Genomic DNA, 25970 nt, shown 5'->3' with positions numbered 1-25970 from the left:
TCAGTGTGACGCGGATCGACGTTGTCGACCAGGCCGGCCCTCAGCGGGAGGCGCCGCCGTCGTACAGTCTCGTCATGGGTGCATCGGTCCGGCGTCGCGTTCGAGGGTGGTGGCTCGCGCTCGCGTTCGTCGCCCTCCTGGCGGTGGTCCTCCTCGCCGGCGACCGTTCGGGCAGCTGCGCGGAATATGCGGACTCGCCGGGCGTGTGCACCGGCGTCGACGAGGATCCGCGGACCTGGGTCCTCGTGGGGATCGGCGTCCTGGTCGTCATCGGCGCGCTGTACCGAGCGTTGCGGCGGCGGTAGTCGGAGCAGGGGAACCGGAACGGCCGTGCGGGACCCCGGATGAGAGGATCCACGTGTGATGGTCGACGACGAGCGCAGACCGTGACTCCGGTCGAGGACGGGATCGCCAGGCCGGCCGACCGCGTCTCGACGGTGACCTCGGCTGAGGAACTGCAGGCGCTCGACGGACACGCGTCGCCTCGCGTCCGTCGCGCGGTCGCGGGCGACAGTGCGGTCGACGACGCGACTCTGCGGAGGCTGCTGACGGATGAGGACGAGCTGGTGCGCCTCTCGGCCGCGGGCACGGCGGTTCCTCGCCCCTGGCTGGAAGCGGCACTCCTCGGTTCGGCCGACCCCTGGGTCAGGCACGAGCTGGCATCGCGCTTCTCGGTCGGCGAGCGAGAGCTCTCCCGGGAGGCGCAGGAGGCGCTGGTCCGCGATCCGCTTCCCTCGACCCGTGAAGCGATGGCGCGGCGCACCGGTTTCCGCGACCTGTTCGAGCTGCTGCTGGCAGACGAGGCACCCGACGTCCGTGCGCTGTGCACGACGAATCCGCGTGCGGGGCGCGCCGACTTCGACAGGCTGCTCCGAGACGGTGACCGTCGGGCTCGAGCGATGGCGGTCGAGGTCGGGCTGCTCTTCCCGGACGACGACCACCTCCTGCTCGTCGCGAAGGACCGATCGGCTCTGGTGCGCTGGACTGCTCTCCACCGGCCGGGACTGCCCGGCTGGTTCCCCCGGATGCTGCTGGACGATCCGGCTGCCGACGTGCGGACCGCCGCGGAGTCGGCTGTGGAGGGAGCACTCTGGGAGCGCGGAGCCGAGGACGAGGCCAGGAGCGACGAGGAGGACCTGCGGCGGAGGGCCACCCCGGACGAGTGGCTCTCCCACGAGACCTGACGCGCCGGTCCGTCCTCGCGCGCTGCCCGTAGGCGCCGATGCTGTCGTCGCCAGCGGCTCGGCCGGTGCCATGACGGGTCCGGTGCTCGTGGGTCTCCACATGGTCGCCTCGCCCGCCAGGGCAGCGCCGCTGTCGGATCGCGAACTCTGCCGCTGGAGTCTCAGTCCTCGGCCACGGTGCCGTCGAAGAGGACCGAGCCGTTGAGGACGACCCGCAACCGCCCGGAGCCTTCCGTGCTGATGGTCACGACACCGTCCTGGTACTGGGTCATCACCTCAGGGGACTCGGGCTGAGGGTCGTCTGCTCTAGAGGGATCCATGATCGAACACTAGGCGCCGGGAGTGGAGTCGGGGAGCCGCGGATCGCCCACTCGCCACGGAGAGCCGTCGGCGCACCGGTACCCGCGACTCAGGGGCCGTCCGGTGCGGGGTCGGTCCGCTTCCGGGAGGCGCCGTGACCCCAGCGGTTCCACGCGAGGACGTAGATCGCCAGTCCGGTGACGAGCCCCGCGATCACCCACAGCACGACGAGGTAGTCGATCCAGGAGCCGACCGGCGGGGCGCCGGGAAGGAAGTTCCGCAGCGGGATGACCGCGAAGAGCATCGCGCCGATCCAGCTGGTGAGGGTCGCCTCCACCCTCCGGCGTCCGGTGTAGGCGCTGATGGCGACGAACAGGACCAGCACAGGGGTGACCGCCATCAGCCCGAGCAGCACGATCCCGAAGGCGACGGTGCTCGCCGAGCGGGTCGCGGTGATCACCACCGACGTCAGCGGTTCATCGCCGTCGGCCGTGGGGACGGTGTTGCCGGGACGGTCGACCGTCACGGTGTCCAGATGCCACCCGGGAACGGAGTCGTCGAGGCAGACCTGCGTGGGCACCGCGGTGTGCTCGTGGTCGTCGTGATCGTCCTCCCCGAGGAAGGCGAACGTCGTCAGGTCGGCCCGGTAGCTGTCGAAGGGCCACTCCTCGACGGTCCCCTCCGCGAAGTCCGACTGCACCGAGCTGTCCAGCACCTCGCCCGCCGGGAACGTCAGGACGCTCGGCCCGTCGACCGGGAAGGTCACCAGGCTGATCGTCTCGTCGGCCGTGTACCCGTCGGACGAGGTCAGCCCCTCCGACGGCACCAGGGTCAACTGGAACTCCAGCCGCTGACGGGCCGCGTTCACCTCCGCCGGCTGCAGCTTCACCGTGACGGGGTCGTCGCCCGCGATGACCGTCTCGCAGCCCTCGCTCGACTCCCGGATGCCGCTCGCGTAGAGCAGCACGACCGTCGCATACACGAGCACCGCCGCGACGACGGCCAGGAGGACCGGCCACCGACGTCGTGACGGACGGGGGCGAGGGTCGGTCATCTGCTGAGCGTATCGAGTCGAGGGTCGTCACCGATCGATCGCGCGTGCGGGAACGCTCTCGGATCGCGGGAGGAGAACGGGGGATCGCTCGCACCGTCTCCTCCGACGCCGACCGGCGCTGCACCGCTGCGCGGCCGACTCCGTCGACGCGGATCGAGCGGACGTCGGTGCCGGTCTGCGGTTGCGAAGGTACGAGTCCGGTGCGAGCGCAGGAGGATCAGCGCTCAGCGCCGGCCCGTCAGCACGGGGTCGCGCGCGCTACCGCCTCCGAGAGGGTGAGGGGGCTGCCCAGGAGGTAGAGGTCGGAGCGGTGCTTGACGGCGAGAGCGGTCAGGGCCTGCTGCGGGACGCAGGAGGGGCGGCTGAGCACGATGGGCGCTCCCATCGCCGCGGCGACGGTTCCGGCGGAGAGGGCGTCGGCGAAGCCCTCTCCCGAGGCGAGGAAGGCGCTGGTCGCCAGCGCCCCGCCGTCGTAGAACGCGTTGATCTGACCGCTGGTGTCGTAGCGGTTCTCGCCGCCGATGCGGCGCAGATCGTCCGCGAGCCCGCGTCCGACGAGGTCGAGGCTGATGCCGTCCGAGATGGACGGCTCGAGGCCGAGGAGCACGGTGCGGTCCGCGTCGAGCCGCCTGAGGGCATCGGCTGTGCCCTGGTCGACGGCGTCGCGCTTGCCGTCGACGAGGAGGACCGGTGCGCCGCGTCGACCGGCTGCGGGGCCGATCGAGAGCGCGTCCGGGAAGTCGTTGCCGGTGGCGAGGAACACCTCCGGACGGTCCTCGCCGCGGAAGGCGTCCGCGACGATGAGCTGCGACGTCTCGTACCGATCGATTCCGCCGATGCGGCGGATCGAGGGGGTGAGCGCGGCGAGCTCGTCGTACACGGCGGCGCTCACCGTGGCGGGGCTGCCGACCACGACCACCCGCTCCGGCGCGAGGCGCACGATCTCGTCGCGGACCACGGAGGGCACGCCGTCGGGGTCGGTGAGCAGGAGCGCTCCGCCCTGCACCGAAGCGGCCGGCCCTGCGCTGAGCGCGTCGGGCCACTTCGCACCGCTCGCGACGTAGAGCACGGGGATGCCGGGAGTGAAGAAGCTGCGTGTCGCTGCGACGGACGTCGCGTACCGATCGGTTCCCGCGATCCGGGCCGTCGTCGAGTCGTAGGCCGGCAGCGTGAGGTCGATGCCGGTCGTCGTTCCCGCCCCGACGGTCACGGGCGTGGCGGTCGTCGCGTCCTCCGAGGCCCGCCAGAAGGTGTCGGCGCTCGCCGGTGCGGTGGTCGAGGACGTGCTCTCCAGTGCGCGGAGGAGGTAGCGCCCCGCAGGCAGGCCCGTGATCTGGAACGGCGAGGTTCCGCCTCCCTGGATGTTCATGTATCCCGAGCCCATGGGCCAGGCGGAGTCCGTGCCCTCCTCGAGGAGCCACGCCTCGGCGGAGTAGGGGCGCGTCCCGGTCGCGGCAGCGGGTGCGCCGGCGGTCCCCGTCACCGAACCTCCGGGCAGCAGGGTGATGTCGGCGTCGGTCGTGCTCGCCGTGATCCCCGGCGACCGCGCGGGGATCGGCGTGCCGCCGAACCAGGTCCGGGCGTAGGGCTGCCCGAATCCGGCACCGGCGAGGAGGAAGTAGGTGGCACCGGCCGGCGCCGAGAACGAGAAGTCCGCCGACGTCGAACTCCGGATCTGGAAGCCGTCCCAGTTGTACAGCGACACGAAGGGCTGGACGCCGAACGGGAGGGCCCCGCTGCCGCCGGCCCCGTCGGCGACGGTGACCGATCCCGAGATGGTGATGGTCCCCGACGCGGTGCCCGCCGCGGGGTCCTTCCCCGTGGGACGAACGAGTAGTTCCCGTCGACGGCGCCGACGGCGTCTCCGAGGGGAACCGTCCGGCCGTCGACCGGACGCGGCGCCGACAGGCGAACGGTGTCGGTGACCGTCGAGTCGGGCGCGGCGGAGGCGAGCGGCGCGACAGCACCGCCGAGCAGCGCCGCCGTGACGGTGAGAACGAGCAGAGGAAGGCGGCGACGGCGAGGCACTGGTGCTCTTTCGGTCAGAGGCGCCGGAGGTCGACGGCATTCGGATGCTAGCCGGTCGTGACGTCGGTGACGCGTCGGATCTCGTGACGTGACGAGAGCTCCCCCGGAGGGTCGACCCTCGCCTGGGTGCCTGAGTGCGGCGACCGTAGCGCGCGTCGCGCTGAAGTGGGGGTACCCGAGTCACGGAGGAAGGAGCGCCGATGCGTCATCCTGATCACGTCAGGCGTGCGACGTGTCGTCCTGGCCGCGCATCCGTCCCTGAGGAGCCCTTCATCATGCCCGACGACTCGACGGTCACTGCTTCCGGTCCATCGCGCCGTCAGGTGGCCGCGGCTGCAGCGTGGTCCGCCCCCGTCGCGATCGTGGCCGTCGGTGCTCCCGTCGCGCAGGCGTCCATGACGCCGCCCGCTCCGTTCGACGGGCTGTCGGGGGTGTGGGGTGCACCGCAGAACCTCGGCGGTGTCACCCGTGTCGATCTCACCGTCACGAATACGGCGACGACCGGTCTGCTGTTCAACGGCATCACTCTGAGCCATTCGAACATCGATGAGGGTGATCAGCAGACTCTCACGATGGGAGCGGTGGGGTGGCGGTCCTCGAACGACTCCTTCGATCGGGGCTCCGCGGCGTCGCCTCCGATCAGGATCTCGTCGTGGCGTGCAGGCACGGCATCTCTCCAGCCGGGGCAGTCCGTCGTCTTCGGTGTGTTCGTCGCGCGCTCGGGCAGCGTCGCCCTGGAACCCGTCGTCAGCGAGTACTGGAACGGAGGCGCCGTCCCGCCGTTCTCCTTCCCGCCGCTGACGTTGCGGACTTGGTAGGAGTCGCTTCAGTGGCCTCCTAGGCGCCACCGCGGTCGCGCTCGTCGAGCCGAGGCTGCGAGGCACGGCAGAGCCGGCGGGCACCGCGGACCTGATCACCGTGCGACACGGACCGCTGGCAGAACCCTCCACCGAGCGCTGCCGGCCGCCCGCGTGACGAGCGCTGTCCGCGGAGTGCGGGGAAGCGGTGCGACTGCGAACGGCTCGCGCTGTGGAGGTGCGCGCGCTTTCTGCGGTCACGTCGTGTCGCTGGGGCGGCGGTCGCTCGTGTCTACTCCTCGTCGCGCAGCCCGAGCGCGACCAGGGACGCCGCCGCGTCATGGACGCGCTTCGACGCGTCGTCGGCGTGCCCGTGGTGTGCGGTGACGGCCGCGGTGAGCTCGGCGCCAGTGGCGTGCGGGTGCTGCCAGATGGTCGCCGCGATCCCGTCGAGCACGTGCACGGTGCCGGTGGCGAGGACGATGACGCGCTGCCCGTCCGTCACCGCGTTGCGCGCGGGGACCTCCGACCAGCGGTCCTCCGTCGTCGGCGGTGTCGCGAGCAGGCCGGCGACGATCGGAACGAGCTGTTCGGCGTCGCGGTAGCGGACGCGGTGCACGCCGCCGATGCCGGCGGCGAGGCGGGCGAGGGTCGGGATGCCGTTCTCGAGCGCCGACAGCGCACTCGTCTCGGGGACGAGGAGCGGGATCGCGTCGGCCAGGTCGAGGAGTTCGAGCTGCGCCGGACCGATCAGGTACGGGTCGCGGTCCAGGATCACGAGCGCGGCCAGCCGCGGGTCGGCGGGTGCCGGGAGGAGGCCGAGCTCGTCGGGGGAGAAGGGCCGCTTGGGCATGCCCTCCGCAGTGCGGATCAGGAGGGGTTTCTCGTAGGGGAGGATCCGTCCGTCCGGGGTGATGCCGGTGGTCTCGTCTGTGAGGTATCCATAGGAGCGGCCCAGGGTCGCGGCGGCCGTGGTCTTCCCCCGGCCGGAGGGGCCGACGAGCACGATGGCAGCGCCGGTGGGGTCGGTGAGGGCGCAGGCGTGCAGCATCAGGAGCGAGCCCTGCGCGGCCTCGATCGCCCGCAGCGTCACCTCCGCGATCGCCATGGCGGCGTCGTGCTCGAAGGGAGTATCGGCGCGATGCAGCGAGAAGCGGGAGCGGGCGGCACTCGACCCGCCAGTGACCGTCGTACGGCTCCACAGCCGTTCCAGCACCGCCTGCTCGACTCCGTTCAGCGACCGGTGATCGACCTCGATCCGCTGTCCGAGACCTTCGATGACGAGCGACGTGCCGTGAGTCGCCATGCGTGCGGGTTCTAGTAGTTGATCGGGTCGAATGTGACTGACGCGAAGGAGACCGGCGTGTCCGTGTAGCCGTCCGGCGTGACGGAGACGACGGTCGTGCTGTTCACCAACGCGCCGGGGAAGTTGATGTAGCAGTTGACCTGGATCCCCTGCCCGGGCTGGAACAGTCCACGACCGCGGACATGGGCAGCGGACGTGACGTCATCCGAGACGCTGGAAGTACGACGGGTCGACCAGTTGCTCGACGTCCCGAGCATGATGTAGATCCCCCCATTGGGATCCGTGGGCAGGAAGAGAAGATTGTCGAGCTGAAGAACCGTGCTCGACGTGTTGATCAGAGTGAAGGTCGCCATTCCGATGCGATCCGCTTGTCGCACCGGGGTGCTCCAGGTTCCCGTGAGCCCGTCGAACGGCTCCGCAGGGGGAGTGCTGGCCTGGGCGGCCGGCGCACCGACCGCGGCGACCACGAGCGGCACCGACCAGCCCGCAGCCTGTGCGATGCGACGACGCGAGGGGCCGGAGGCGTCGGAGGTGGTGTCTTCGAGGTCGGTCACGGGGTGCTCCAGGGCGTTCGGTCGTGCGGGGTTTCGGAGGAACGGCCACCGCGCAGCGTGACGCGGGCCGACGTCCGTGCCGTGCAGCATCCGCACGGTCCGGTCGGCGGGCGCAGGGGACGCGGTACTCCACGGGTTCAGTGTGACGCACCCGAGCACCGTCACCCCCAGATCGGGTACCCCCCTTTCAGCGCGCTCGGTGAAGGGTCCCCTGTGGCGGGCAGCGCCGTCCCGGAAGGGGCTCCCGCGGACGTCCGGCGGGGGATCCTCCTACTGCCGGTCGAGTTCGACCAGCCGGCGTTCGTCGTCGGCCAGCTGGTTCCGCAGGAGCTCGATCGACCTCGGCGTGAAGCGCCTCACCTGGAGGTCGAGGATCGCGTCGGCCACCACGCCGCCGACACCGAATTCCGCGGCGACGGCCGCCCTCTCGTCGTCGCGACCTCCCGAGACGTCCGCGCACACCCGCACCAGCCTCCCGGGGTCCGAGAGGACTCCGATGCAGGCGCTGAGGATCTCGACGCGTGCCACGAGGTTCTGGCGTTCGTCGTCGTCCATGCGGTCACCGTACCGCCCCGCCCGGAGTGGAGGGATCCCGAGCGGACGGCGTCCCCCTCCGCTCAGCGCCGCTCGCCCTCTGCGGCGGTCGGTCGCGCCCTCGGCGCCGGTCGAGGAGGCGACCACAGTGCCGCAGCGATCGACGCGACGCCGAAGGCGCCGGCGCTGCCGGCGAACAGCGTCAGCAGCCAGCCCGGACCGAGGACGATCTCCTCCCCGGACTGAGAGAGGAACGTGCACTCCAACCCGAGCGGGAACGGCGTGATCCGTCCCCGCACGATCCACCCCTCGTCGACGCCGCTCGCTGGCGGCGCCTGCCGGTCGACCAGGCACGTGTACTGCGGATCCCGCGCCTGGTAGAGCGAGCCGGCCACCGGAACGGCGAACAGGCCGGTCAGGAGGAGGAGCCAGACCACCAGCGCGGCGTGGGCACTGCGAGTCACTCAGACCTCCAGCAGCAGGAACACCACGAGGTGCCCCACCACGATCGCGGTCACGACTCCCGCGGTCGTCGCGATCACGCGGAACGCCTTGCCTCGTCGCTGGTCCTCACACATGCGCCCAGTCAAGCAGGACCGCCGCTCAGGAAGCACGCGTCCCCCTCTCGGGGCGCCCGGCTATCGTGCAGGGATGCCCACGAGCGATGAGACCTGGACCCTGGCCGACCACGACGTCCCCCTGTACCGGAGCGGGGACGGCGAGCGCGCCCTCATCCTGATCCACGAGGTCTGGGGTGTGGACGGGCACATCCGCTCGGTCGCCGACCGGTACGCGGCCGAGGGGTTCCGGGTCGTCGCGCCCGAGCTGCTGGCCGAGAGCGGGCTGCTCGAGCAGCTCGACACCGAGCAGCGGGCCGACTACGACCACCCGGTGCGGCGCCTGCCGCGGCAGGTCGAGCTGCGCACCTTCTTCGCGCCCGTCTTCACTCCCGAGCACGCGAAGCGGAGCATCGCGGTCCTCCGAGCGCTCGTCACGCGGCTGCTGAGCGAGGACGGCGTCACGAGCGTCTCGGTCACCGGGTTCTGCTACGGCGGCACCTTCAGCTGGGCGCTCGCGCTCGCGGAGCCGCGGCTGGCGGCGGCGGTCCCGTTCTACGGGCACGTCACGGCGTCCGACGAGGAGCTGGCCGCGCTCGAGGTCGGCGTGCTGGCGTTCGTGGGCGACCAGGACGCGCCGCTCGTCGAGCAGGTGCCGCGGGTGCGCGAGGCGACGGCCGGGAAGGACGTCGAGGTGGTCGTCTACGAGGGCGCCGGACACGCGTTCTTCAACGACTCCAACGACGGCACGTACGTTCCGGAGGCGGCGGCCGACGCGTGGACGCGGGCGCTGGCGTTCCTCGAGAAGCGGGCGATCTAGAGGGACCACCCGGACCAGGGCTCAGCCGGGAAGCCGGATCGCGCCCGTTCGCGCGGCGGAGGGGGAGGGGCTTCGCCGAGAGCCAGCCGCGCTGCACGGCGTGGGCGCCGGCCTGGAAGCGGCTCTCGGCTCCGAGCATCTCGAAGAGGGTCGCGATGTGGCGGCGGCAGGTGCGGACGCTGATGTCGAGGCGGCTCGCGAGGACCTCGTCGGTCAGACCCGAGGCGAGACCCGCGAGGATCGCGGACTGCACAGCGGAGAGGTCCGGTCCGCCGACCACCGTGGGCGCCGAGTCGGCGGCGGCGCTGAACGGCGAGGCGAACTCCCACGCGGCGTCGAAGACCCGCACGAAGGCGGCGACCACATCGGGGGAGCGGATGACGAGGGCGGCGCGGTCGTCCTCGTCGCGCTGACGCGACACCAGAGCCAGCTGGCGGTCGAAGACGAGCATGCGGAACGGGACGATCGGCAGGGTGCGGAACTGGGCGCCGAGCGGCTCGAGCTCGGCGATCGTGCGCTGGGTGGGAACGTGGTCGCGGCGGCGGTCGTGGTAGATCGTGCGGCGGACGACGCCGCGGGCGAGCAGCTCGCGGTCCTTCTCGTTGCTCTCCTCGTGGCGCTCCACGCTCGTGCTGACGCCGGGCTGCACGATCAGCACTTCGCGCGAGATGCTCCGGCCGACGTCCAGGAGGAGGCGCATGACGGTGTCCGGGTCCTCGACGACCTCGACCTGCGACGCGGTGCCGACGGCGTCGCGGGCCTCGCGGTAGGCGGGCAGGAGCGCCATCAGCTCGCTGCGGCGGTGCGCGACGCCCGCCCGCAGCTCCTGGATGCGGCGCTCGTCCTCGTCGACCAGCTCGGCGAGCGCGACGTCGGGGGCATTGGTGGCCAGTGCTGCGCCGCCGTCGTGCAGCGGCGTCAGCAGGCGCCGCTCGAGCAGCTCATCGCGGGCGGACTCGAGGTCGCGGATCCGTACGCCGAGGTCGATCGACGCGCCCTCGAGCGTCCAATCGGCGCGCGTGGACACGTACAGATAGAGCCCGACGGCGTTCTCGCTCAGCATCACGGCCCCCTGCTCCTGCTTACCCCGCCAGCATCCTACGGGGCGCCGGCGACGCCCGGCCGCGGGAGTCGCGGGCCGGGCGTCAGCGGGGCCAGAGGCGGGCGGCCCAGGCGCGGGCCGCCCGCTCCGGGTCGGCGGAGCGCTCGGAGCCGTCGGTGTCGGGAGCCGAGTGCTCGGGCTCGTCCTCCGGCTCGTCCCGGTCCGGCTCCCGCTCAGCCATGGCGCCGTCCCGACCCGCGCACGACGACGGCGAGGACCACGAGCTCCGCGGCGAGCACGAGAGCGACGATGCCGAAGACGAGCGGACCGGCGAGGGCGAACAGCGGGGTCATCGCGGCCATCGCGATCACCGGGGCGAGCAGGGCGACGACCAGGCCGGTCCGGCGCGAGGCGGGGCTCGAGCGGACGACCCGGACGATCGTGAGGCTCGTGGCGGCGACTCCGATCAGCACCAGGGCGATGATCAGGCCCGGGATCGCGGCTCCGGCGATCAGGAGGGCGCCGAGCGCGGCCCAGGCGACAGCGCCGGCGGCGGCGAGGGCGACGGCGCGCCCGGTGCGGGAGGGGGAGGAGACGGTGGAGGAGGTCATGAGGTCGTCCTTTCATCGGGGGTGGAGGGAGGCGTCCGGAGGTCGGACGCGATCCAGTCGCGGGCGTACAGGCCCAGGAGGGCCTCCTCGCGCGGCAGGTAGCCGAGGCGGTTCATGAGCATGTGGTTCTGGTGGAAGGCCAGGTGCTGGGGCGAGCGGGGGACTCCCAGGTGCCCGGCGGCGGCGAGGTAGTCGTCGACGGCGCGGAACCAGCGGCGGCGCCACGCCTCCACTCCAGGGTCCGCGGCTGTGCTGCGCATCCGCTCGGCGACGGCCCCGCGGTGAGCGGCGGCGTGCTCCTCGAGGCGATCGCGGAACCGGGTGTCGCCGGTCACCGCCCCCGTCCACCAGTCGGTGTGGGTCGCCCAGAAGCGCGGCCACGGCGTCCGGCCGCGGGCGGGCCAGGCGTCGGCGCGGGCACCCCAGGTGAGGGCGCCGGCGGTGTCGGCGAGCAGGAGCGCGGCGAGGCCGTCGCGGCGTGCCCCCTTCTCGTGGGCCGAGACGCCCCAGAGGGCGAGCTCGGAGGAGAACTCGAAGAGCTGCTCGGCGAGTTCGACGCCGTCCAGCCCGCCGTACTTGTCGATCTCGGGCTCGTAGACGGCGGGGCGGGTGCCCACGGCGCGGGAGGCGCTGCCGAGGACGGCGGCCGTCGCTCCGGGGACGAGCTCGACGACGCGCTGCCGGGGCCGCGTCGCGATCAGCTCGAGGTGCGCGCCCAGGTCGGCCATCGAGCGCACGAGGCGGTCGAGGCTGCGGCCCGGTCCGAAGACGCGCAGCCGCAGGTGCGGTCCGGTCTCGTCGAAGTAGCGGAGGAAGAACCAGCGGCCTGCGCCCAGCACGCGCACCTCGGCGAGCAGCGGAGGGAGGAGGCCGGCGATGACGTCGTCCCCGCCCTCGACGCCGCCCGTGTACAGGCAGGCGTACCACCACTGCGGGGTCGCGGCGACGGCGCCCGGGTGCGGAGCGGATCCGGCGGTGATCATCATCGGCTGCTCCTCTCGGGGATCGCGCGGCTCGCAGGGATCGGGCGGCTCATCGGTCCCACTCCAGCAGGAGGAGGTGCTCGACAGCGCGGTGGCCGCCCTCGTCGTCGACGTGGCCGAGCTGCCCGGCGGCGGGCAGGGCCTCGGTGATCTCGGAGTCCCGCGACGTCGGGGGTGACGAGCGCGGCGAGCATCCGGAGCGAGTGGGGACTGCGCAGATCGACGGGGACGGGCTTCCGCGAGACGGGGTCGGCGGGGAAGTGCTGCCGCACGCAGCGCACGAAGACCTCGTCCGGGAGTGAGTGGGAGCGCCGCCACCGGCCGAAGGAGCGCAGCAGCTCGGCGTCGTCCGCCGTCGGCGCGGGCAGGGCGGCCCGCGGGACGCTCCAGGTCGCGCGGCGGGTCACGATGCTCCCGTTCACGCGCCGGGGGGTCGCGACGACCTGCTCCGCGTCGGCGAGCGAGGCGAAGGCGGGGGCGCCGGCGCGCGGCAGCAGCCACGGGTCGGCGAGGACGGTGAGGAGGCGCTCCACTCCGCTGTGCAGGTGAGACGGGACGAGGCCGAGGTAGAACAACGCGATCGCCCGGCCGCCGGGAGCGAGGAGCTCGAGCGAGTCGCCGACCGGGTCGTGATGGAGCGCGATGTCGGCCAGGTCGACGTCGCCGGAGGGCGTACCGGCCACCGGCTGGTCGACGGGCAGGCGCAGTCGCGGCAGGATCCCGGACGCCGCGGACTGCATGCCGTTGACGTCCCAGGAGGGCACGATCTCGAGGGGCAGGGCGCCCGCGGCGAGCCGGTGGGCGCGGGCGGCGAGGCGTGGAGCGAGGCCCGCGTGCAGCGGGGCGAAGCGCGAGACGAGTCCGCCCTGGCCGCCGAGGAGCTGGTTGACGACGAGCAGCGGCTCGTCGCCGTGCGCGATCTGCACCGCGAGGGCGGCGCTGGGCCGGGGCATCGACCGACCGCGCGGCCGCTCGTCCGGTCCGTCGCTCGCTCGCAGGCGCGCGGTGGCGAGGGCCGTGGTCAGCGCCTCGTCGGAGCCGGCCGCGAGGAGCCAGCGCCAGGCCGAGGGGGCGGTGCCGCCGACCCCGTGCGCCGCGACGAAGGCGGCGACGAGCGCGTCGTAGGCGGGGGAGCGGCGCACGAGGCGGCCGAGCGAGGCCCGGTAGCGCTCGAGCTCGCTCCGGATGCCCGGCGGCGGGTCGGCGACCGCGGCGGACGGGGCGGCGTCGACGTAGACCTCGAAGCGGCTGCGGGCCGGGTCGGCTCCGGCAGCGCGGAGGCTCTGCTCGGCGCGGTCGCGCAGGGCGGCGCGGGCGCGGCCCCGCTCGCGGCCTTCGAGCGCGGTCACCCGGCGTGCGTCGGCGGCGATGCCGGTGAGGAGCGCGGTGGCGGGGTGCGCGGGAGCGGAGACGGAGAGGCAGGCCGCGAGGGCATCGAGGCCGCCGCGCTCGCCGTAGGACCAGGGAGCGACGACGCGCAGGAGCCCGGAGTCGAGGAAGCGGACGTAGGAGGCGAAGGGGTCGTCGCCGCCGATCGCGCCGAGCAGGACCCGCAGCGGAACACGTCCGAGCGGCTGCAGGCGCTCGAGGACGCCGCCGCGGAGAGGGACGCGCAGCGTCCGCCGCCACACGACGTCCGGGCTCTCGAGGAGCGCCGGGACACCGACGGGCTCGCTCGCGGGGTCGAGGCCGCCGGTGTCCAGCGGCTCGACCTCGAAGGCGTGGGCCGCGCGCTCGTCGCGGGCGAGGACGTCGAGCCAGGCCGCGGCGTACGCGTGGGTGACGGCGACGGCGCTCGCGCGGGGCGCGGGGTCGCCGGCCAGGCCCACAGTCGTCAGGGTGCCGAACGGGCTGGTCTTGCGGGCCGCGCGTCCGGCGTACGCCAGCAGGCTGCGACCCGCGTGCCGCCCGGGCAGCAGGGGGTCGCGTCCGGGAGCGGCGGCGAAGTCGGGGCTCGCGTCGGCGATCGCCGTCAGCAGCTCGGGATCCTCGCGGAGCGCCTCGAGGCGGCGGGAGGCGGCCGCGACGCCGGTCGAGACGGCCGCGGAGTACTCGACCGCGAGCGCGGCGTGCTCCGCGGCGAGGGCGGCCCACTGCCGAAGGGGCGAGGGATCGATCCCGTGCGCGGAGAGGGCGACGAGGAGGGCGTCGATCCGCTCGTCGGGCCCGGGAGCCTCGGACCGGGTGCGCCGGCGGACGGCGAGAGCGGTGCGGCGGAGGGCGCGATCGTCGTCGAGGAGCGGCACGAGGGCGTGCAGCGCGTCGCCGGCCCGCTCGCCCTCGGCGAGGAGGAGCTGCTCGAGGTCGTCGAGCCGGGCGGCGAGGGCGTCGGCCTCCGCGAGTCCGAGGGCGACGCGCTCGACGGCCAGTCCGGCGACGCGGTCGATGCGGAGGGACGCGCTCGCGGGGGCGCCGGTCGGGGTGGGGCGGGACGCGGTGAGGATCGTCATGAGAGTGCTCCCAGCAGGGTCGTGACGCTCCGGGCGGCGCCCGCGACGAGGAGCGTGAGGAACAGGAGGCAGCCGACGGCGTAGCCGATGTAGAACCGGCGGCGCGCGGGGGAGACCGCCTGGAGCGCCGGCGACAGAGGCAGCCTCAGCACGAGGTGGGTGAGGTACGAGAGCGCCTGGCCGCGCACGTTCACCTCGCCGGCGAGCGCGGAGACCGCGTGGTAGCCGTCCGACGGCGTGACCGGATTGAGGTTCATCACGGTGAGCAGCGCCTGCAGGATGAGCAGGACGAAGGCGAGGTCGCCGATCTCGCCGGGGACGGTCATCGCGACGATCGCGGCGGCGCCGAACCAGAGCTGGTCGTTGACCGGACCGGCGAGCGAGAGGAACGCGCGGGCGTGCCGGTCCGGCACGCGGTAGGCGTCGGTGCGGTCGACGTAGCCGACCGGCATCACGTAGAGCATCAGGCCGATGCCGGCCTCGCGCACCGGCACCCGCAGGTACTGGCAGACCAGGGCGTGCGCGGTCTCGTGGGCGGCGATCTGCAGGAAGAGCAGCGGGTACACGACCCACACGTGCTCGGGCATCGCCCAGCCGGCGCCCGCGGTGGCGAGGGCGACGGCGCCGAGTACCAGACCGACGGCGGCGAGGGCGCTCCAGAGACCGACCAGCACGCGACCCAGGACCGCCCGCAGCGGGGCGGTGACCGGCTCGAGCAGGCGGTCGACGCTGCGGGTGAGGGGCAGTCGGAGCAGGTGCTCTTTTCGCATGAAGCGGGCGACGCCGCGGCGGCCGCCGATGCGCTCGGGCGGCTCGACGAGCGCGCCGGCCTGGCGCAGACTCCGGGCGAGGCGGGCGAGCCGGTCGGCGACGAGTTCGGCGTCGCGCTCGCCCCGGATCCGCTCGACGAGCTCGTCGCCCGTCGTCGCGCCGTCGAAGTGGCAGAGCAGGGGGACGACCTCGCGGCCGAGGGCGACGTAGCGGCCCGAGTCGGCGAGGAAGAGCAAGGGGCGGTCGTCGAGCCCCGAGAGGAGCTCGGCGTCGGCGCGCAGCTCCGGGCGGGAGCCGAGGAACCAGTCGAGAGGGGCGTCCTCGCCGAGCGGGGCGAGGTGACGCGCAGGGGCCGTGGTGCTCACAGGGGGCCTCGCTTTCCGGGCGGTGACGATGGGAGGAGAGAACGGTGTGGGTGCCGGCGGTGCGGGCACGGCGCGGAGGAGGGGAGCCTCCCGTCGCGCGTCCCGCACCGCCGCGGCGGTCAGTCTCCGACGCTGGAGAAGCTGCCGGCCGAGGAGGCCGAGGAGGCCGGGCAGGAGGCCGAGCCGGCCGTGGCGAACGACGCCGCGGTGGTGAAGCCGGCCGCCACCTGGTTGTCGAGCTCGTCGACGGTGAGGTCCTGTGCGAAGAGGTCCTGGTTCTCGCCGGGGATCTGGGTCATGGTCGTGGTCCTTCCGTAGGTGGTGCGAGGGGTGGTGCGGATGAGGGTGGTGCGGTGGGCCGGCTCCGGGAGCGGAGCCGGGGTTCGAGCTCGGACCGGATCAGCCGAACGAGGAGGCGGAGCCGGCCGAGGAGGCGGTCGATCCGGGGCAGGAGGCGGACCCGAAGGTGCCGGCCGATCCCCACGTGCCGAGGGCGGTCTGCCCGTCGAGCTCGTCGATCGCGAAGTCGCCGTCGAGGTCCTGTGCGGTGAGGTCGTCGCGACCCTGGTCGTCGGTCATGGTGGTGTCCTTCCGTAGTGGGGAGAAGTGAGTGGTGGTGGGAGAGGGGCGAGCCGGCGGCTCAGCCCCAGGAACCGACGGTGCCCAGGCTCGAGGCCGAGGACGCGGGGCAGGAGGCCGAGGAGGCGGAGGATCGGAGCTGAGCGAGGCGAGGGCGGCGTCGCTGGGCAGCTCGCCGATCTCGAGGCCCTCGATGTCGACCGAGAAGAGGTCGTCGTCGTGCGAAGGGGTCTGGGTCATGGTGCGGTCCTTTCGGTGGGCGGCGCGGGTGTCGAGCCGGTGGGGGAGCGCGGACTACCGGGTGGTGTCCGCGTCGGTGATGTCCTCCCCGGCGCGGTGGCCGAGGGAGGCGGCGAACATCTGAGCGTTCGCGTAGCCGTCGACGTCGAGGAGTCGGCGGAGTCCAGAGGTGAGGAAGCCCGCGAAGGGGCTCCCGTCGAGGCCGAGGGAGAAGGCCTCGAGCAGCGCGGCCGAGACGGCCGCTGCGGCGCGGGTGTTGGCGAGACGCTCGCCGTGGTCCCCCCAGCGCTCGAGTGCGTCGGCGAACGGGGCGATCGCGACGAGGATCACGGGGGAGGCCGCGAACTCGAGCTGGAGCACCAGGTCGTCCGCGTCCTCGTCGTGCAGGTCGGCGAGCGGCTCGAACGCGTCTCCGGCCAGCCGGTAGACGGCGGGGGCGGCTCCGGTCATGCGCCGGGCGGCGACGAGGAGCTCGATGCCGAGGCCTGCGGCGACCTCGTCGGGCCACGCCGCCGCATCCGCCGCGTGGCCGGCCCGGACGACCCGGGCGACGACGGCGGGATCGAGCGGGACGTCGGAGTGGAACCGCACCGACTCGCGGCGAGCGAGAACCTCGTCGAGGGTGAGGACCGGCTCCGGGACGGCCGCGGGGACCGCCACGCGGGGCAGCGCCGTCGGGCGGACGCCGCTCACGCGGGGGCGGCGGCCGGCGCCCGCGGTCGGGCGTCGGCGCAGCTGGTCCGGGCCGAGCCGCACCGAGCGCTGCAGGTCGCCGATGATGGCGTGCTGGGCGCGGAGCCCGCCGACCGGGGTGGGGCGGGGGACGTCGAGGGGGAACGCGATCGGATCGCTCGTGGTGGTCATCGTCGGATCCCTTCGGTGCTGGTGGCGGTACTGGTGGCGGTGCCCGTGATCGAGACGACCGCGGTGATCGGCTCGAGGTCCTGGTCGATGCCGAGGAGCCCGCCGAACGCGTCGTCGTCCCACGCGGGGGCGACGCGGACGTCGAGGCCGTGCGCCGCGCCGAGGAGGCGCAGGTGCGTCACTCCGACTCCGGCGTCGAGGTGCACGATGCGCCAGCCGAACGCCGCGTACTTCGACGCGACGCGGCCCAGGGCCCCGGTCAGCACGATCACGGCGTCGGCCGCGGGATCGGCGCCGGCGGGCGACTCCTCCGGATCGGCCCAGGGCAGGTGCGCCCACGTGTCGTCGCCGCGCTGGTAGCCGTAGACGCCCGATGCCAGGCCCTCGACGCGCCGCACCAGGACAGTGATCTGGACCGAGCCGAGGTTGCCGCCCGAGGCCGCCCAGCGGCGGACCTTCCCCTCGCGGGGAGTGCCGCTCTCGCGGTTGCCGGCGGTGCGGACGACGAGGTCCGAGAGGACGCCGGCCGTCAGCGCGCCGGTGGGTGCGGCAGGCGGGGCCGTGCGCTCGGCGAGCGGCGACGCGACCGCGCTCGGCCAGCGCTTCGACTCGCGCTGCAGCAGGATGTTCGACTGCTTGTAGTGGACCTGGTGGTCCTTGGGCGACGAGAGCGACCGCGGGGCGAAGGCGGTCGACGCCTCGAAGGCGTAGGCGAGCGGGATGCCGTCGGGGGTGGACGAGACGGCGACGAGCCGCTCCTGCACGAGGGTGCCGAGATCGACGCGGACCAGCGACTGCTGCGACGGCGCAGTGCCGACGCGCGCCAGGATCGCGGTGATGTCGCCGACGATGAGTGCGGCGGCCAGGGGGTGGTCGGCGGCTCGAGGGTCGTCGTGCGGCTCGGCCTCGATCTGGTCGGCCAGGTCGTCGAACCGCGCGGTGTAGGACGGATCGACGAACGGGCCGGAGTAGAGGGAGCGGCCGCGCAGTCGCACCGGGTAGACCCCGATGCCCGCCTCGGCGGCGCTGTCGGCGCGGCGGCGGAGCTCGCTCGAGTCGCCCACGAGCACCATGAGGGTGCGGTCCGAGACCGCGTGCGCGGCTCCCGGCACCGCGAGCTCGACGTCGCCGATCTCGGTGCGGCGCAGCTCCTCGACGATCGACTCGGCGAGGGAGCCGGCGGTCGGGCCGGCGTCGACGAGCACGCGGGCCGAGCGGAGGCGGCGCACCGTCTCGGCTCCCGACGCGTTCACGCGGGTCGAGTCGATGGAGCGGCTGTAGAAGGCGAGGGCGGCGGGATCTGCATCGGCCGGGGCGGGCTCGCCGTCGGCGTCCTCGAGCAGACCGCTGGCGTAGAGCAAGGCGACCGCGGAGTGGGTGGAGCGCAGCGGACGTCCGGTGTCACCGGCGAGGTCCTCGACGGTGCGGCTGCCGTCGAGCAGGGGGAGGAGAGCGCCGAGCACGTCGGCGGCGGCGCGCCCGCCGAGGAGCTGGCGGGTGGGGCCGCCCTCGACGAGGACTCCGTCCTCGCCGGGCACGACCACCAGGCCAGGGGCGAGGCGGGGCAGGCGGGGGAGTCGGAACTGCGGGTCGGCAAGGGCGGCGACGCCCATGGCGTCGGCGGCGAGGACGGCGTTCTCAGGCACGGGCGGTGCTCCTCTCGGTGACGGTGGCGGTGGTGACGGCGGCGGAGACGGCGGCGGTGCTCGCCCGGCCGAACTCGGCGGCGAGGTCGATCCAGGAGGAGTCGGGCCGCGGTACCCCGCAGCGCCGGCAGCCGTGGACCGGGATGAGCTCCGTGCGCTGCACGGTGCCGCTGAGCAGGTGCGCGGTGCGGACGATGTTGCGCTCGTCGGCGATGCGTCCCTCCCGGGCGGCGTCGGCGACCAGGCCGAGCAGGGCTGCGGCGAGGGAGACGTGGTGGGGGAGGAACCCCGTGGGTCCCGCCGTCTCGTCGGCCGCGTAGCGCTCCCAGAGGGCGCGGGCCTTGTCGATCCCGGCGTCGTGCTGGCGCTGGCGCTTCTCGAAGCACCGCTGGCAGCCTCCGACGGTGTCCGCAGGGCCCCCCGAGCCGCCGGGGACGACGGTCGGGCCGACCCGCAGCCGCGGGTGGGTGAAGACGGCCTGGGCGAACGGCGTGCCCGTCTCGGCGGAGGAGCGGTCGACGGCCTCGAGGAGGGCGGCGGACTCGCGCCAGGCGATCACGATGCGCAGGTCCGGGTGGGGCCAGTGCGCGGGGTCCGTCCCCCGTCCGCCGGCGACGACGTCGGTGCGGGTGACGTCGCCCCGGGCACGCAGCTCGGTGGTCAGTCGGTCGGCGACGGCGACGGCCGCGTCGCCCGCGGCGAGGAGGTGGACTCTCATGGTGGTTTCCCTTCGGGAGTGCCGTCAGGCGAACGGCTGGGGGAGCGGGTTGATGCCGGCCTCGTCGGCGGCGGGGTGGCCCATCGCGACGGGGGCGTCGTAGAGACGCGGGTGGGCGAGGTAGCGGCCCGTGTGCACGAAGGACAGCGGCATGAGCTCGGGGACGATGACGCGGACCACGCGGAACCCGGCGGCGCGCGCCTCCGCTGTCGTGATCTCGACGACGACGGCCTCGGCTCCGATGCGGGCGAGCCGGTCGACCATGCCCTGCAGATCGCCCTCGGTGTCCCCCGTCAGCTGCGACGGGATCTCGGACAGCCGCCGTGAGGACACGGACTCGAGCAGGAAGTCGAAGTCCCGGATCCGCTCCGGCTGCCCCATGTAGCTGGCGCCGTGGAAGACCGAGGTGAATTCGTCGACGTCGTCCGGCCGGCCGCGGGAGGCCTGCATCGCGATCCTCGAAGAGGCGGACTCGCGGAGCATCTTGGCGACGGAGTCGACCGGATCGAGGGACGTGTTGCACATCACCAGCTGGCCGAGGACGCGGTTCTCGGGCGTGACGTCGATGGAGTAGAACGTCGGCACTCCGACGTCGGTCGTCGCGTCGAAGAAGCGGGTGCGGACGTGGCTCGTGCGGTAGCGCTCGAGGAACGGTGCGAGCCGCTCGTCGTCGACGTCGATCTCGAGCTGCGGGAGGGCGAGCCGCTGCAGCCAGGTCAGGGCGATGGAGTCGCGCTCGATCACCTCGCCGAGTCCGTTGACGACGGCCTGGGCGAGCGAGGTGTGCGTCGCGCAGCCGGTCGAGATCGGCATCGTGAACCGCTCCGCCATCGTGCGGGCCGGGATGTGCAGCCAGGTGGACACCGCCGGCACGTAGACCGGGCGTCCGTGGGTGAGCGACCAGCCGCGCACCCACCGCAGCGGGGCGGCGGTGTCGACCGCAGCGTGGATCGACCGCGGGTTCCGCAGCTCCGTCTCGGAGCACTGCGGGAAGCGGCGCAGGTCGATCGCCTGCTCGCCGAGCTCGTCCGAGGAGGCCCAGATCAGCTGGTCCTCCTCGACGAAGCAGGAGGCGTAGCGCTCGATCGCCTCGGCGAGGCAGAGCCGGGAGGCCTTCTCGGGATCGAGGGCGCCGCCGGCCCCGTCGATCTGGCCGCGGGTGGAGCGGCCGCCGGTCGACTCCCGCACCGTGTCGTTCAGCGGCGAGAGATCGCCGATCTGGGCGACGTAGATGGGGAAGCCGGGCTCTCCGGGCTGGTTCGGCAGGCGGTCGATGCCGTTGACGACTCCGAACGGGCCGACGAGGCGGTCGAGGTCGGCGAGCCGGCCGAGGTCGTGCTGGGCGCCGAGGGGCGCGGCGGTGGGGGCGGTCACGCTGCTCTCCTTCGAGGCGGTGGCGGTGGCGGGGGCGAGGTCGGGGCGGGCGGCGGACTCGAGGAGGCTCATCGCTTCTCCCCCTGGTCCCAGCGGAAGAGCCACGTGGCGAGTCCTCCGGCGACGACGGCCACTCCGGCCATCACTCCCCAGGCGACCCAGACGTTCGCGGCGTCGGTGGCACCGACGAGATCCACCGAGAGGGCGTTCGCCAGCACCGTGGTCGGCAGCCAGCTCACGACCGCCGAGACCTCCGGCGGGAACACGCTCAGCGGGATGATCGACCCGGACAGCATCAGGGCGACGGGGATCAGCAGCGACACGATGGTCGTCGCGGCCTCGGCGTTCGAGGCGCGGGAGCCGATGAGGTACCCCAGGGCGAAGAGCATGGTCAGCCCGAGCAGCGCGGTCACGATCAGCCGGGGCATCGCCGCGGGACTCACGTAGCCCAGCACCGCGGTGACGCCGACCACGAGGCCCAGCTGGGCGACTCCGAGCAGGAAGCGGGCCGGCGACTGCGACAGGATGAACGTCGACCTCTTCAGCGGAGTCGTTCCGAGCAGCCGCAGCGTGCCCTTGCCGCGCAGGGCGACCACGGGGACCGCGGTGCCGAGCAGCGCGAGGGAGAGGAACGACACCATCACGATCGACGCGAGGCTGTTGCGCAGCGGGTCGTTGACGGGGCTGCCGTCGCTGTAGGCGGTGGTGATCGCCGACTTCGCGATCCCCTCCGACGCCACGGCGTCCACGAGGCCGCGCCACTGGGGCGCCTCGTCCGCGTCGAGCAGCACTTGCGCTCCGGAGGAGCCGAGAGTGACGATCGCGGTCGCGTCGGTGGTGGTCTCGCCGGCGGGGAGGGAGGAGGCGGCGAAGCCGTCGGCCTCGAGCCGGTCGATCAGCGCGGCGCTGCCCGTCGACTCCTGCACGGCGACGACCGGCTGCGGCGACTCCGCGTCGATCGTGTTCGCGAGGAACCAGAACAGGCCGAGGAAGAAGAGGGGGAAGAAGAGGAGGAAGAACATCGTCTTCCCGTCGCGCAGCAGCTCCCGCGCATTGGTGAGGCTGAGCTCGGCGAGGGCCGAGCGGGGCGGGGCCTGGAGGGTGGCGGTCATCGGTTCTTCCTTCCCTGCCGCTTCGTGCTACCGGTGCGGGAGTCGTAGTCGCTCGTCTCGGCGAGTGCGAGGAAGACGTCCTCGAGCGTCTCGGTGGCGACCGTGAGGTCGCGGGCGCCGGAGCCCGCCGAGGAGAGGTGGGCGAGGAGGGCGTCGGAGTCGGTGGTGGCGATGGTCACCCGGACGCCGGCTCCGGCGGGGGCCTGCTCGACCGAGACGACGCCCGGGTGGCGGCGCAGGGCGTCGAGGTCGGCGGCGGCCGGGACGGTGAACGACACCCGGCGCTGCGCCGAGCGCTGGCGGACGAGGTCGTCCGGAGCGCCGAGGGCGACGACCGAGCCGTCGACCACGATCGCGACCCGGTCGCAGAGCACCGTGGCCTCGTCCATGTGGTGCGTCGTGACGACGACGGTGGTGCCGCGGTCGCGGAGGGAGGAGACGAGACCCCAGAGGCTCTGCCGGGCGGCGGGGTCCAGCCCCGCCGACGGCTCGTCGAGGACCACGATCTCGGGATCCCCGATCAGCGCGACGCCCAGCAGCAACCGGCGGCGCTGACCGCCCGAGAGCTTCTTGACCCGCACTCCCGCCTGGTCCGCCAGGCCGATCCGCTCGGCGATCTCGGCCACCGGACGCGGTGAGGCGTGGAGCGAGGCGAACAGGCGGAGGGTCTCCGCGACGGTGAGCGTGTCGTAGAGGCTCGCCTCCTGCGGCTGCACGCCGACGCGGGTGGTCAGCTGCTCGCGGTCGACGGAGGGGTCCAGGCCCAGCACGCGGACCGTGCCTCCGGTGGGGCGGCGGAGCCCCACGATGAGGTCGATGGTGGTGGTCTTGCCGGCGCCGTTGGGGCCGAGCAGTCCCAGGACCTCGCCGCGGCGGATCTCGAGGTCGATGCCCGCGACGGCGTGGAAGCCGTCGTAGACCTTCTCGAGTCCGCGGAGCTCGATCACGGTGTCGGTGCGGGAGGCGGTGGCCGCCGAGGAGGCGGTGCCCGGTCGTTCGAGGATGCTCATGCTCTTCCTTCGGTCGGCGTCGGTGCGACGTGTCGGTCGCGGGGGGAGAGGGATGGTCACCAGTCCCAGACGTTCGGGGTGGGGACGGGCAGCTCGGGCAGGGGCACCGCGTCGCGGTGGTCGATCGCCGACTGGACGATGTCCGTGGCGGTGGAGGCCGTGATCGCGTCGGCGTGGGCCGGCGTCGCCGCGGCGGCGGTGAGGCCGAGGGCGACGACGGCGGTGACGAGGATGCGACGGGACTTCGACATGTTCTGCTCCTACTCCGGGCGGCCCCGGTGGTGATGCGTCCAGCGGCTGAGCCGGGCGGTGGTCGTGTCCGCCTCGGTGGCGGTGAGTCGAGACTCGCGGAGGCCTCGGGGCGCCACAACATCACCTTCCGGGCATGCCCGGATGGTGCCATCGGCCCCGTCCGCCCGATCCGGACACGGTGTTCCGAAGGAGCCGTCCGAGGGACGCCGAAGAGCCCCCGATCCGCGGAACGACGGGGATCGGGGGCTCTCGGTGGTGACGGCGGGCGGCGGGTGCAGCACCGGGGACGGGCGGCTCGCGGACGTGCGGCAGGTTGCGGTCACGGCAGGTTCGGGACAGGGCCAGAGGGCCCTCCGCTCACGCCGCCTCGGTCACCCGGCCGCCCTTCAGGAGCAGCCGGCGCTGAGCTCGACGGGCCACGGCGGAGTCGTGCGTGACGATCACCAGCGTCAGCCCCAGGCTCGTCCAGAGCGACTCGAGCAGGGTCATGATGTCGTCCCGGGTGTCCTCGTCCAGCGCGCCGGTCGGCTCGTCGGCGAGCAGCACCGACGGCTCCTTGACCAGGGCGCGCGCGATGGCGACGCGCTGCTGCTGACCGCCCGACAGCTGCGCCGGCAGATGGTCGGCCCGATCGGCGAGCCCGACGGAGGCGAGGGCGGCGCGCGCCCGCTCCGACCGCTCCGCGGCTCCGATCCTCTGCGGGGCGAGCGCCGTCTCGACGTTCTCGAGCGCGCTGAGCGTCGGGATCAGGTTGAAGCTCTGGAACACGATGCCCACCTCCGACGCCCGGATCGCCGCGAGCCGGCGGTCGCCCGCGGAGGAGATCTCGTGCTCGCCGAGCACGACGGTGCCCGAGGTGGGCCGGTCGAGGGCGCCGAGCATCTGCAGCAGCGTCGACTTGCCCCCGCCGGTCGGACCCTGGATCGCGACCATCTGGCCGTCCGGGATGGTGAGGGTGACGTCCTTCAGCGCGGTGACGGGGGTCTTCGCGCCGGTGTAGCTCTTGGTGACGTTCGTGAGGGTGTACATGTCGTCCTTCGGATCGAGGAGGGAGGGGGTCAGCCGACGGAGCGGAGCGCCGCGGCGGGGCGCAGCCGCGCGGCCCGCCAGCCGCCGAGCGAGCCGGCGAGGACTCCGCCGAGGATCGACAGCCCGACGGCGAGGAGGAGCACCGGGACGGTGACCGGAAGTGAGAGCGCGACCTCGGTGGCGGTGGCCGCCGGGGCGGCTCCCGGCCCGAACCCTCCTCCGGGGCCCGCCGCGACGCTCGCAGCGGAGGAGCCCGACAGGGTCGGCGCGACGGCGTTCACGATCGCGATGCCGGCGAGGCCCAGGGCGATGCCGACGGCGCCTCCGATCAGCCCCTGCACGACCGACTCTCCGGCCACCTGGCGCACGAGGGCGCCGTTCGACCAGCCGATCGCCTTCAGGGTGCCGAACTCGCGGGTGCGGCGGGCGACTCCCGAGAGGGTGAAGAGCGAGGCGATCAGGAACGCGGCGGCCAGCACGAGCAGCGACAGCCAGGTGCCGAGGTCCGCGACGAGATCGCCGGCGGTCGAGAGGATCCCGACACGGTGGAGGCGAGGTCGGCCTGCGTCGAGACGGTGCTGTCGGGCAGTGCCGCCTCGAGTTCGGACTGGATCCTCGTGATGTCGTCGGCCGACGCGGCCTGCACGTAGACCGACGAGATCAGGCCGGTCTCGCCCGAGAGCGTCTGCGCGACGTCGAGGGGGACGTAGGTGTCGGAGGCGGTGCTCGCGTCGGGCGAGTCCGTCGTCACGATGCCGATCACGGTGAACGCGGTGCCGCCGACCTCGAGGGTCGAGCCGACCGTCAGTGCGGCGGTCGTGGCGTAGGAGGAGTCGAGCACGACCACGTCCTGCCCCGCGTCCTCCGCGGTGAAGGTGCGCCCGTCGGTGAGGACCACATCGGCGAGGGGGCCGATCGCGCTGCCTGCCGGGTCGAGGCCGAGCACCGAGAACGAGTCGACGCCGAAGGAGGAGCCGCCCGCGCCGTCGGGACCGCCCGCGGGGGCCTCCCCGGCCGCGGCATCGCCCGGTGCGGCGGCGGCGCCGCGGTCGGGCAGCTCGCCCGAGAACGTCGTGCTGGTGAGCGAGAGCACCCCGATCGCGGTCTGCACACCCTCGACGCCGAGCGCCGTGGCGACGGCGGACGCGTCGAACGCCGTCGTGCCGCGGTCGACCTCGAGGCGCGACTGGCTGACGGACGTCGTGCCGTCCTGGGTCGTGCCGTCGGCCTCGCCGAAGTCGAACCGCTGGCCGCCGTCGCCCGCGGCGGGCGCGGCGGCGGCCTGCGTCACGGTGATGTCGGTGCCCACTCCGTAGACGGAGTCGAGGACGGACGCCTGCGCGTTCCGCACCCCTGCGGAGAACGAGGAGACGAGCAGGACGAGGGCGATGGCGAGGGCGGTGCCGGCGGCGACGACGATCGTCTGCCGTCGCCGGTTCAGGAGCTCTCGCCGGAGGTAGGTGGCGAACATCGTGTCCTTCGAGTCGGGGGAGGGGCGCCCGGGAGCGGGACGCGGGGCGGAGAGGTCCGCCCGGTTCCCCGACGGTAGGGACGCGGTTTCTGCGCGCTGTATCGAGCGGTTGTGGGTCGCCTATGAGGCGCCGCCCGCGGACCGCCCCCCTCCGACACGGGGGCGCTGTTCCGCGCCATGTCGGCGAGCCGGAGCGAGGCGCCCCCGGTCGAGGGTGACGGGCAGTGCGGCGCGGCGCCGGAGTCGATCACCGGGCGACTGCCCCGGGATCACGCGGAACCTCCCGGCCGAGAAGGCCAGACGGCTCCCAGGGAACCGT

General features: G+C 73.5%; 28 protein-coding genes. 4 read left to right on the top strand and 24 right to left on the bottom strand.

Annotation, left to right across the window (positions count from 1 at the left end):
* Positions 1-74: 74 nt before the first annotated feature.
* Complete coding sequence (locus AC0CID_RS08525) at positions 75-305, top strand: hypothetical protein (protein WP_465226461.1); 231 nt, start codon at positions 75-77, stop codon at positions 303-305.
* A gap of 81 nt (positions 306-386) precedes the next feature.
* Positions 387-1184: a hypothetical protein gene (locus AC0CID_RS08520; protein ID WP_465226460.1), complete on the top strand. Its 798-nt coding sequence runs from the start codon at positions 387-389 to the stop codon at positions 1182-1184.
* A gap of 409 nt (positions 1185-1593) precedes the next feature.
* On the opposite strand, the gene AC0CID_RS08515 is transcribed toward AC0CID_RS08520, so the two are convergent.
* Both AC0CID_RS08515 and AC0CID_RS08510 read right to left on the bottom strand, forming a co-directional pair.
* Positions 1594-2538 (bottom strand): DUF4436 family protein, encoded by a 945-nt coding sequence (locus AC0CID_RS08515; protein ID WP_465226459.1) that lies wholly within the window; start codon positions 2536-2538, stop codon positions 1594-1596.
* A gap of 238 nt (positions 2539-2776) precedes the next feature.
* Positions 2777-4243, bottom strand: a complete 1467-nt coding sequence (locus tag AC0CID_RS08510; RefSeq protein ID WP_465226458.1) for a cell wall-binding repeat-containing protein — start codon at positions 4241-4243, stop codon at positions 2777-2779.
* A 598-nt stretch (positions 4244-4841) separates the two neighbouring features.
* Between AC0CID_RS08510 and AC0CID_RS08505 the strand changes: the two genes are divergently transcribed.
* A complete protein-coding gene (locus tag AC0CID_RS08505) occupies positions 4842-5384 on the top strand; it encodes a hypothetical protein (RefSeq protein WP_465226457.1) in 543 nt (180 codons plus the stop codon).
* A 271-nt stretch (positions 5385-5655) separates the two neighbouring features.
* On the opposite strand, the gene AC0CID_RS08500 is transcribed toward AC0CID_RS08505, so the two are convergent.
* The 4 genes from AC0CID_RS08500 to AC0CID_RS08485 all read right to left on the bottom strand — a co-directional run bounded on the left by AC0CID_RS08500 (position 5656) and on the right by AC0CID_RS08485 (position 8221).
* Positions 5656-6669 carry a hypothetical protein gene (locus AC0CID_RS08500; protein ID WP_465226456.1) on the bottom strand — a complete coding sequence of 338 codons (1014 nt, stop codon included), beginning with the start codon at positions 6667-6669 and terminating at the stop codon, positions 5656-5658.
* A gap of 11 nt (positions 6670-6680) precedes the next feature.
* Positions 6681-7223, bottom strand: a complete 543-nt coding sequence (locus AC0CID_RS08495; RefSeq protein WP_465226455.1) for a hypothetical protein — start codon at positions 7221-7223, stop codon at positions 6681-6683.
* A 270-nt stretch (positions 7224-7493) separates the two neighbouring features.
* Entirely contained in the window at positions 7494-7778 is a 285-nt protein-coding gene (locus AC0CID_RS08490) for a hypothetical protein (protein ID WP_465226454.1), read from the bottom strand.
* 62 nt (positions 7779-7840) lie between these two features.
* Positions 7841-8221: a hypothetical protein gene (locus tag AC0CID_RS08485; protein ID WP_465226453.1), complete on the bottom strand. Its 381-nt coding sequence runs from the start codon at positions 8219-8221 to the stop codon at positions 7841-7843.
* Positions 8222-8408: 187 nt separating this feature from the next.
* On the opposite strand from AC0CID_RS08485, the gene AC0CID_RS08480 reads away from it, so the two are divergent.
* A complete protein-coding gene (locus AC0CID_RS08480) occupies positions 8409-9134 on the top strand; it encodes a dienelactone hydrolase family protein (RefSeq protein ID WP_465226452.1) in 726 nt (241 codons plus the stop codon).
* On the opposite strand, the gene AC0CID_RS08475 is transcribed toward AC0CID_RS08480, so the two are convergent.
* The 18 genes from AC0CID_RS08475 to AC0CID_RS08390 form a co-directional block, all read right to left on the bottom strand.
* The gene (locus AC0CID_RS08475) at positions 9043-10197 is read right to left on the bottom strand and encodes a LuxR C-terminal-related transcriptional regulator (RefSeq protein ID WP_465228068.1); all 1155 of its coding nucleotides are present in this window, start codon (positions 10195-10197) and stop codon (positions 9043-9045) included. The genes AC0CID_RS08480 and AC0CID_RS08475 overlap by 92 nt on opposite strands.
* Before the next feature lie 82 nt (positions 10198-10279).
* Positions 10280-10417: a hypothetical protein gene (locus AC0CID_RS08470; RefSeq protein WP_465226451.1), complete on the bottom strand. Its 138-nt coding sequence runs from the start codon at positions 10415-10417 to the stop codon at positions 10280-10282.
* Positions 10410-10787 carry a hypothetical protein gene (locus tag AC0CID_RS08465; protein ID WP_465226450.1) on the bottom strand — a complete coding sequence of 126 codons (378 nt, stop codon included), beginning with the start codon at positions 10785-10787 and terminating at the stop codon, positions 10410-10412. The genes AC0CID_RS08470 and AC0CID_RS08465 overlap by 8 nt, the downstream gene beginning before the upstream one ends.
* On the bottom strand, positions 10784-11773 hold the full coding sequence (locus AC0CID_RS08460; protein ID WP_465226449.1) for a lantibiotic dehydratase C-terminal domain-containing protein: 990 nt from the start codon (positions 11771-11773) through the stop codon (positions 10784-10786). The genes AC0CID_RS08465 and AC0CID_RS08460 overlap by 4 nt, the downstream gene beginning before the upstream one ends.
* On the bottom strand, positions 11770-14220 hold the full coding sequence (locus AC0CID_RS08455) for a hypothetical protein (RefSeq protein ID WP_465226448.1): 2451 nt from the start codon (positions 14218-14220) through the stop codon (positions 11770-11772). Before AC0CID_RS08455 ends, AC0CID_RS08460 begins: the two co-directional genes overlap by 4 nt.
* Positions 14217-15356: a M50 family metallopeptidase gene (locus AC0CID_RS08450; RefSeq protein WP_465226447.1), complete on the bottom strand. Its 1140-nt coding sequence runs from the start codon at positions 15354-15356 to the stop codon at positions 14217-14219. Before AC0CID_RS08450 ends, AC0CID_RS08455 begins: the two co-directional genes overlap by 4 nt.
* A 119-nt stretch (positions 15357-15475) precedes the next feature.
* Entirely contained in the window at positions 15476-15655 is a 180-nt protein-coding gene (locus AC0CID_RS08445; RefSeq protein WP_465226446.1) for a thiocillin family RiPP, read from the bottom strand.
* Between the two features lie 100 nt (positions 15656-15755).
* Positions 15756-15935 carry a thiocillin family RiPP gene (locus AC0CID_RS08440; protein ID WP_465226445.1) on the bottom strand — a complete coding sequence of 60 codons (180 nt, stop codon included), beginning with the start codon at positions 15933-15935 and terminating at the stop codon, positions 15756-15758.
* A gap of 294 nt (positions 15936-16229) precedes the next feature.
* On the bottom strand, positions 16230-17039 hold the full coding sequence (locus AC0CID_RS08435) for a nitroreductase family protein (protein WP_465226444.1): 810 nt from the start codon (positions 17037-17039) through the stop codon (positions 16230-16232).
* A complete protein-coding gene (locus AC0CID_RS08430) occupies positions 17036-18685 on the bottom strand; it encodes a nitroreductase family protein (RefSeq protein ID WP_465226443.1) in 1650 nt (549 codons plus the stop codon). Before AC0CID_RS08430 ends, AC0CID_RS08435 begins: the two co-directional genes overlap by 4 nt.
* Positions 18678-19403, bottom strand: a complete 726-nt coding sequence (locus AC0CID_RS08425) for a hypothetical protein (protein ID WP_465226442.1) — start codon at positions 19401-19403, stop codon at positions 18678-18680. Before AC0CID_RS08425 ends, AC0CID_RS08430 begins: the two co-directional genes overlap by 8 nt.
* Positions 19404-19427: 24 nt before the next feature.
* A complete protein-coding gene (locus tag AC0CID_RS08420) occupies positions 19428-20849 on the bottom strand; it encodes a YcaO-like family protein (protein ID WP_465226441.1) in 1422 nt (473 codons plus the stop codon).
* On the bottom strand, positions 20846-21889 hold the full coding sequence (locus AC0CID_RS08415) for an ABC transporter permease (protein ID WP_465226440.1): 1044 nt from the start codon (positions 21887-21889) through the stop codon (positions 20846-20848). The genes AC0CID_RS08420 and AC0CID_RS08415 overlap by 4 nt, the downstream gene beginning before the upstream one ends.
* On the bottom strand, positions 21886-22899 hold the full coding sequence (locus AC0CID_RS08410; protein WP_465226439.1) for an ABC transporter ATP-binding protein: 1014 nt from the start codon (positions 22897-22899) through the stop codon (positions 21886-21888). The genes AC0CID_RS08415 and AC0CID_RS08410 overlap by 4 nt, the downstream gene beginning before the upstream one ends.
* Before the next feature lie 56 nt (positions 22900-22955).
* Positions 22956-23150: a hypothetical protein gene (locus tag AC0CID_RS08405; RefSeq protein WP_465226438.1), complete on the bottom strand. Its 195-nt coding sequence runs from the start codon at positions 23148-23150 to the stop codon at positions 22956-22958.
* Positions 23151-23508: 358 nt separating this feature from the next.
* Positions 23509-24180, bottom strand: coding sequence for an ABC transporter ATP-binding protein (locus tag AC0CID_RS08400; protein ID WP_465226437.1), 672 nt, complete (start codon positions 24178-24180; stop codon positions 23509-23511).
* A gap of 29 nt (positions 24181-24209) precedes the next feature.
* Complete coding sequence (locus AC0CID_RS08395) at positions 24210-24659, bottom strand: FtsX-like permease family protein (protein WP_465226436.1); 450 nt, start codon at positions 24657-24659, stop codon at positions 24210-24212.
* Positions 24638-25651, bottom strand: coding sequence for an ABC transporter permease (locus AC0CID_RS08390; RefSeq protein ID WP_465226435.1), 1014 nt, complete (start codon positions 25649-25651; stop codon positions 24638-24640). The genes AC0CID_RS08395 and AC0CID_RS08390 overlap by 22 nt, the downstream gene beginning before the upstream one ends.
* Between the last annotated feature and the right edge of the window lie 319 nt (positions 25652-25970).

This window comes from Rathayibacter sp. AC451, assembly GCF_979253095.1.
The sequence above is the reverse complement of the archived record's forward strand: the minus strand, read 5'-3'. Positions and strand labels throughout refer to the sequence as shown.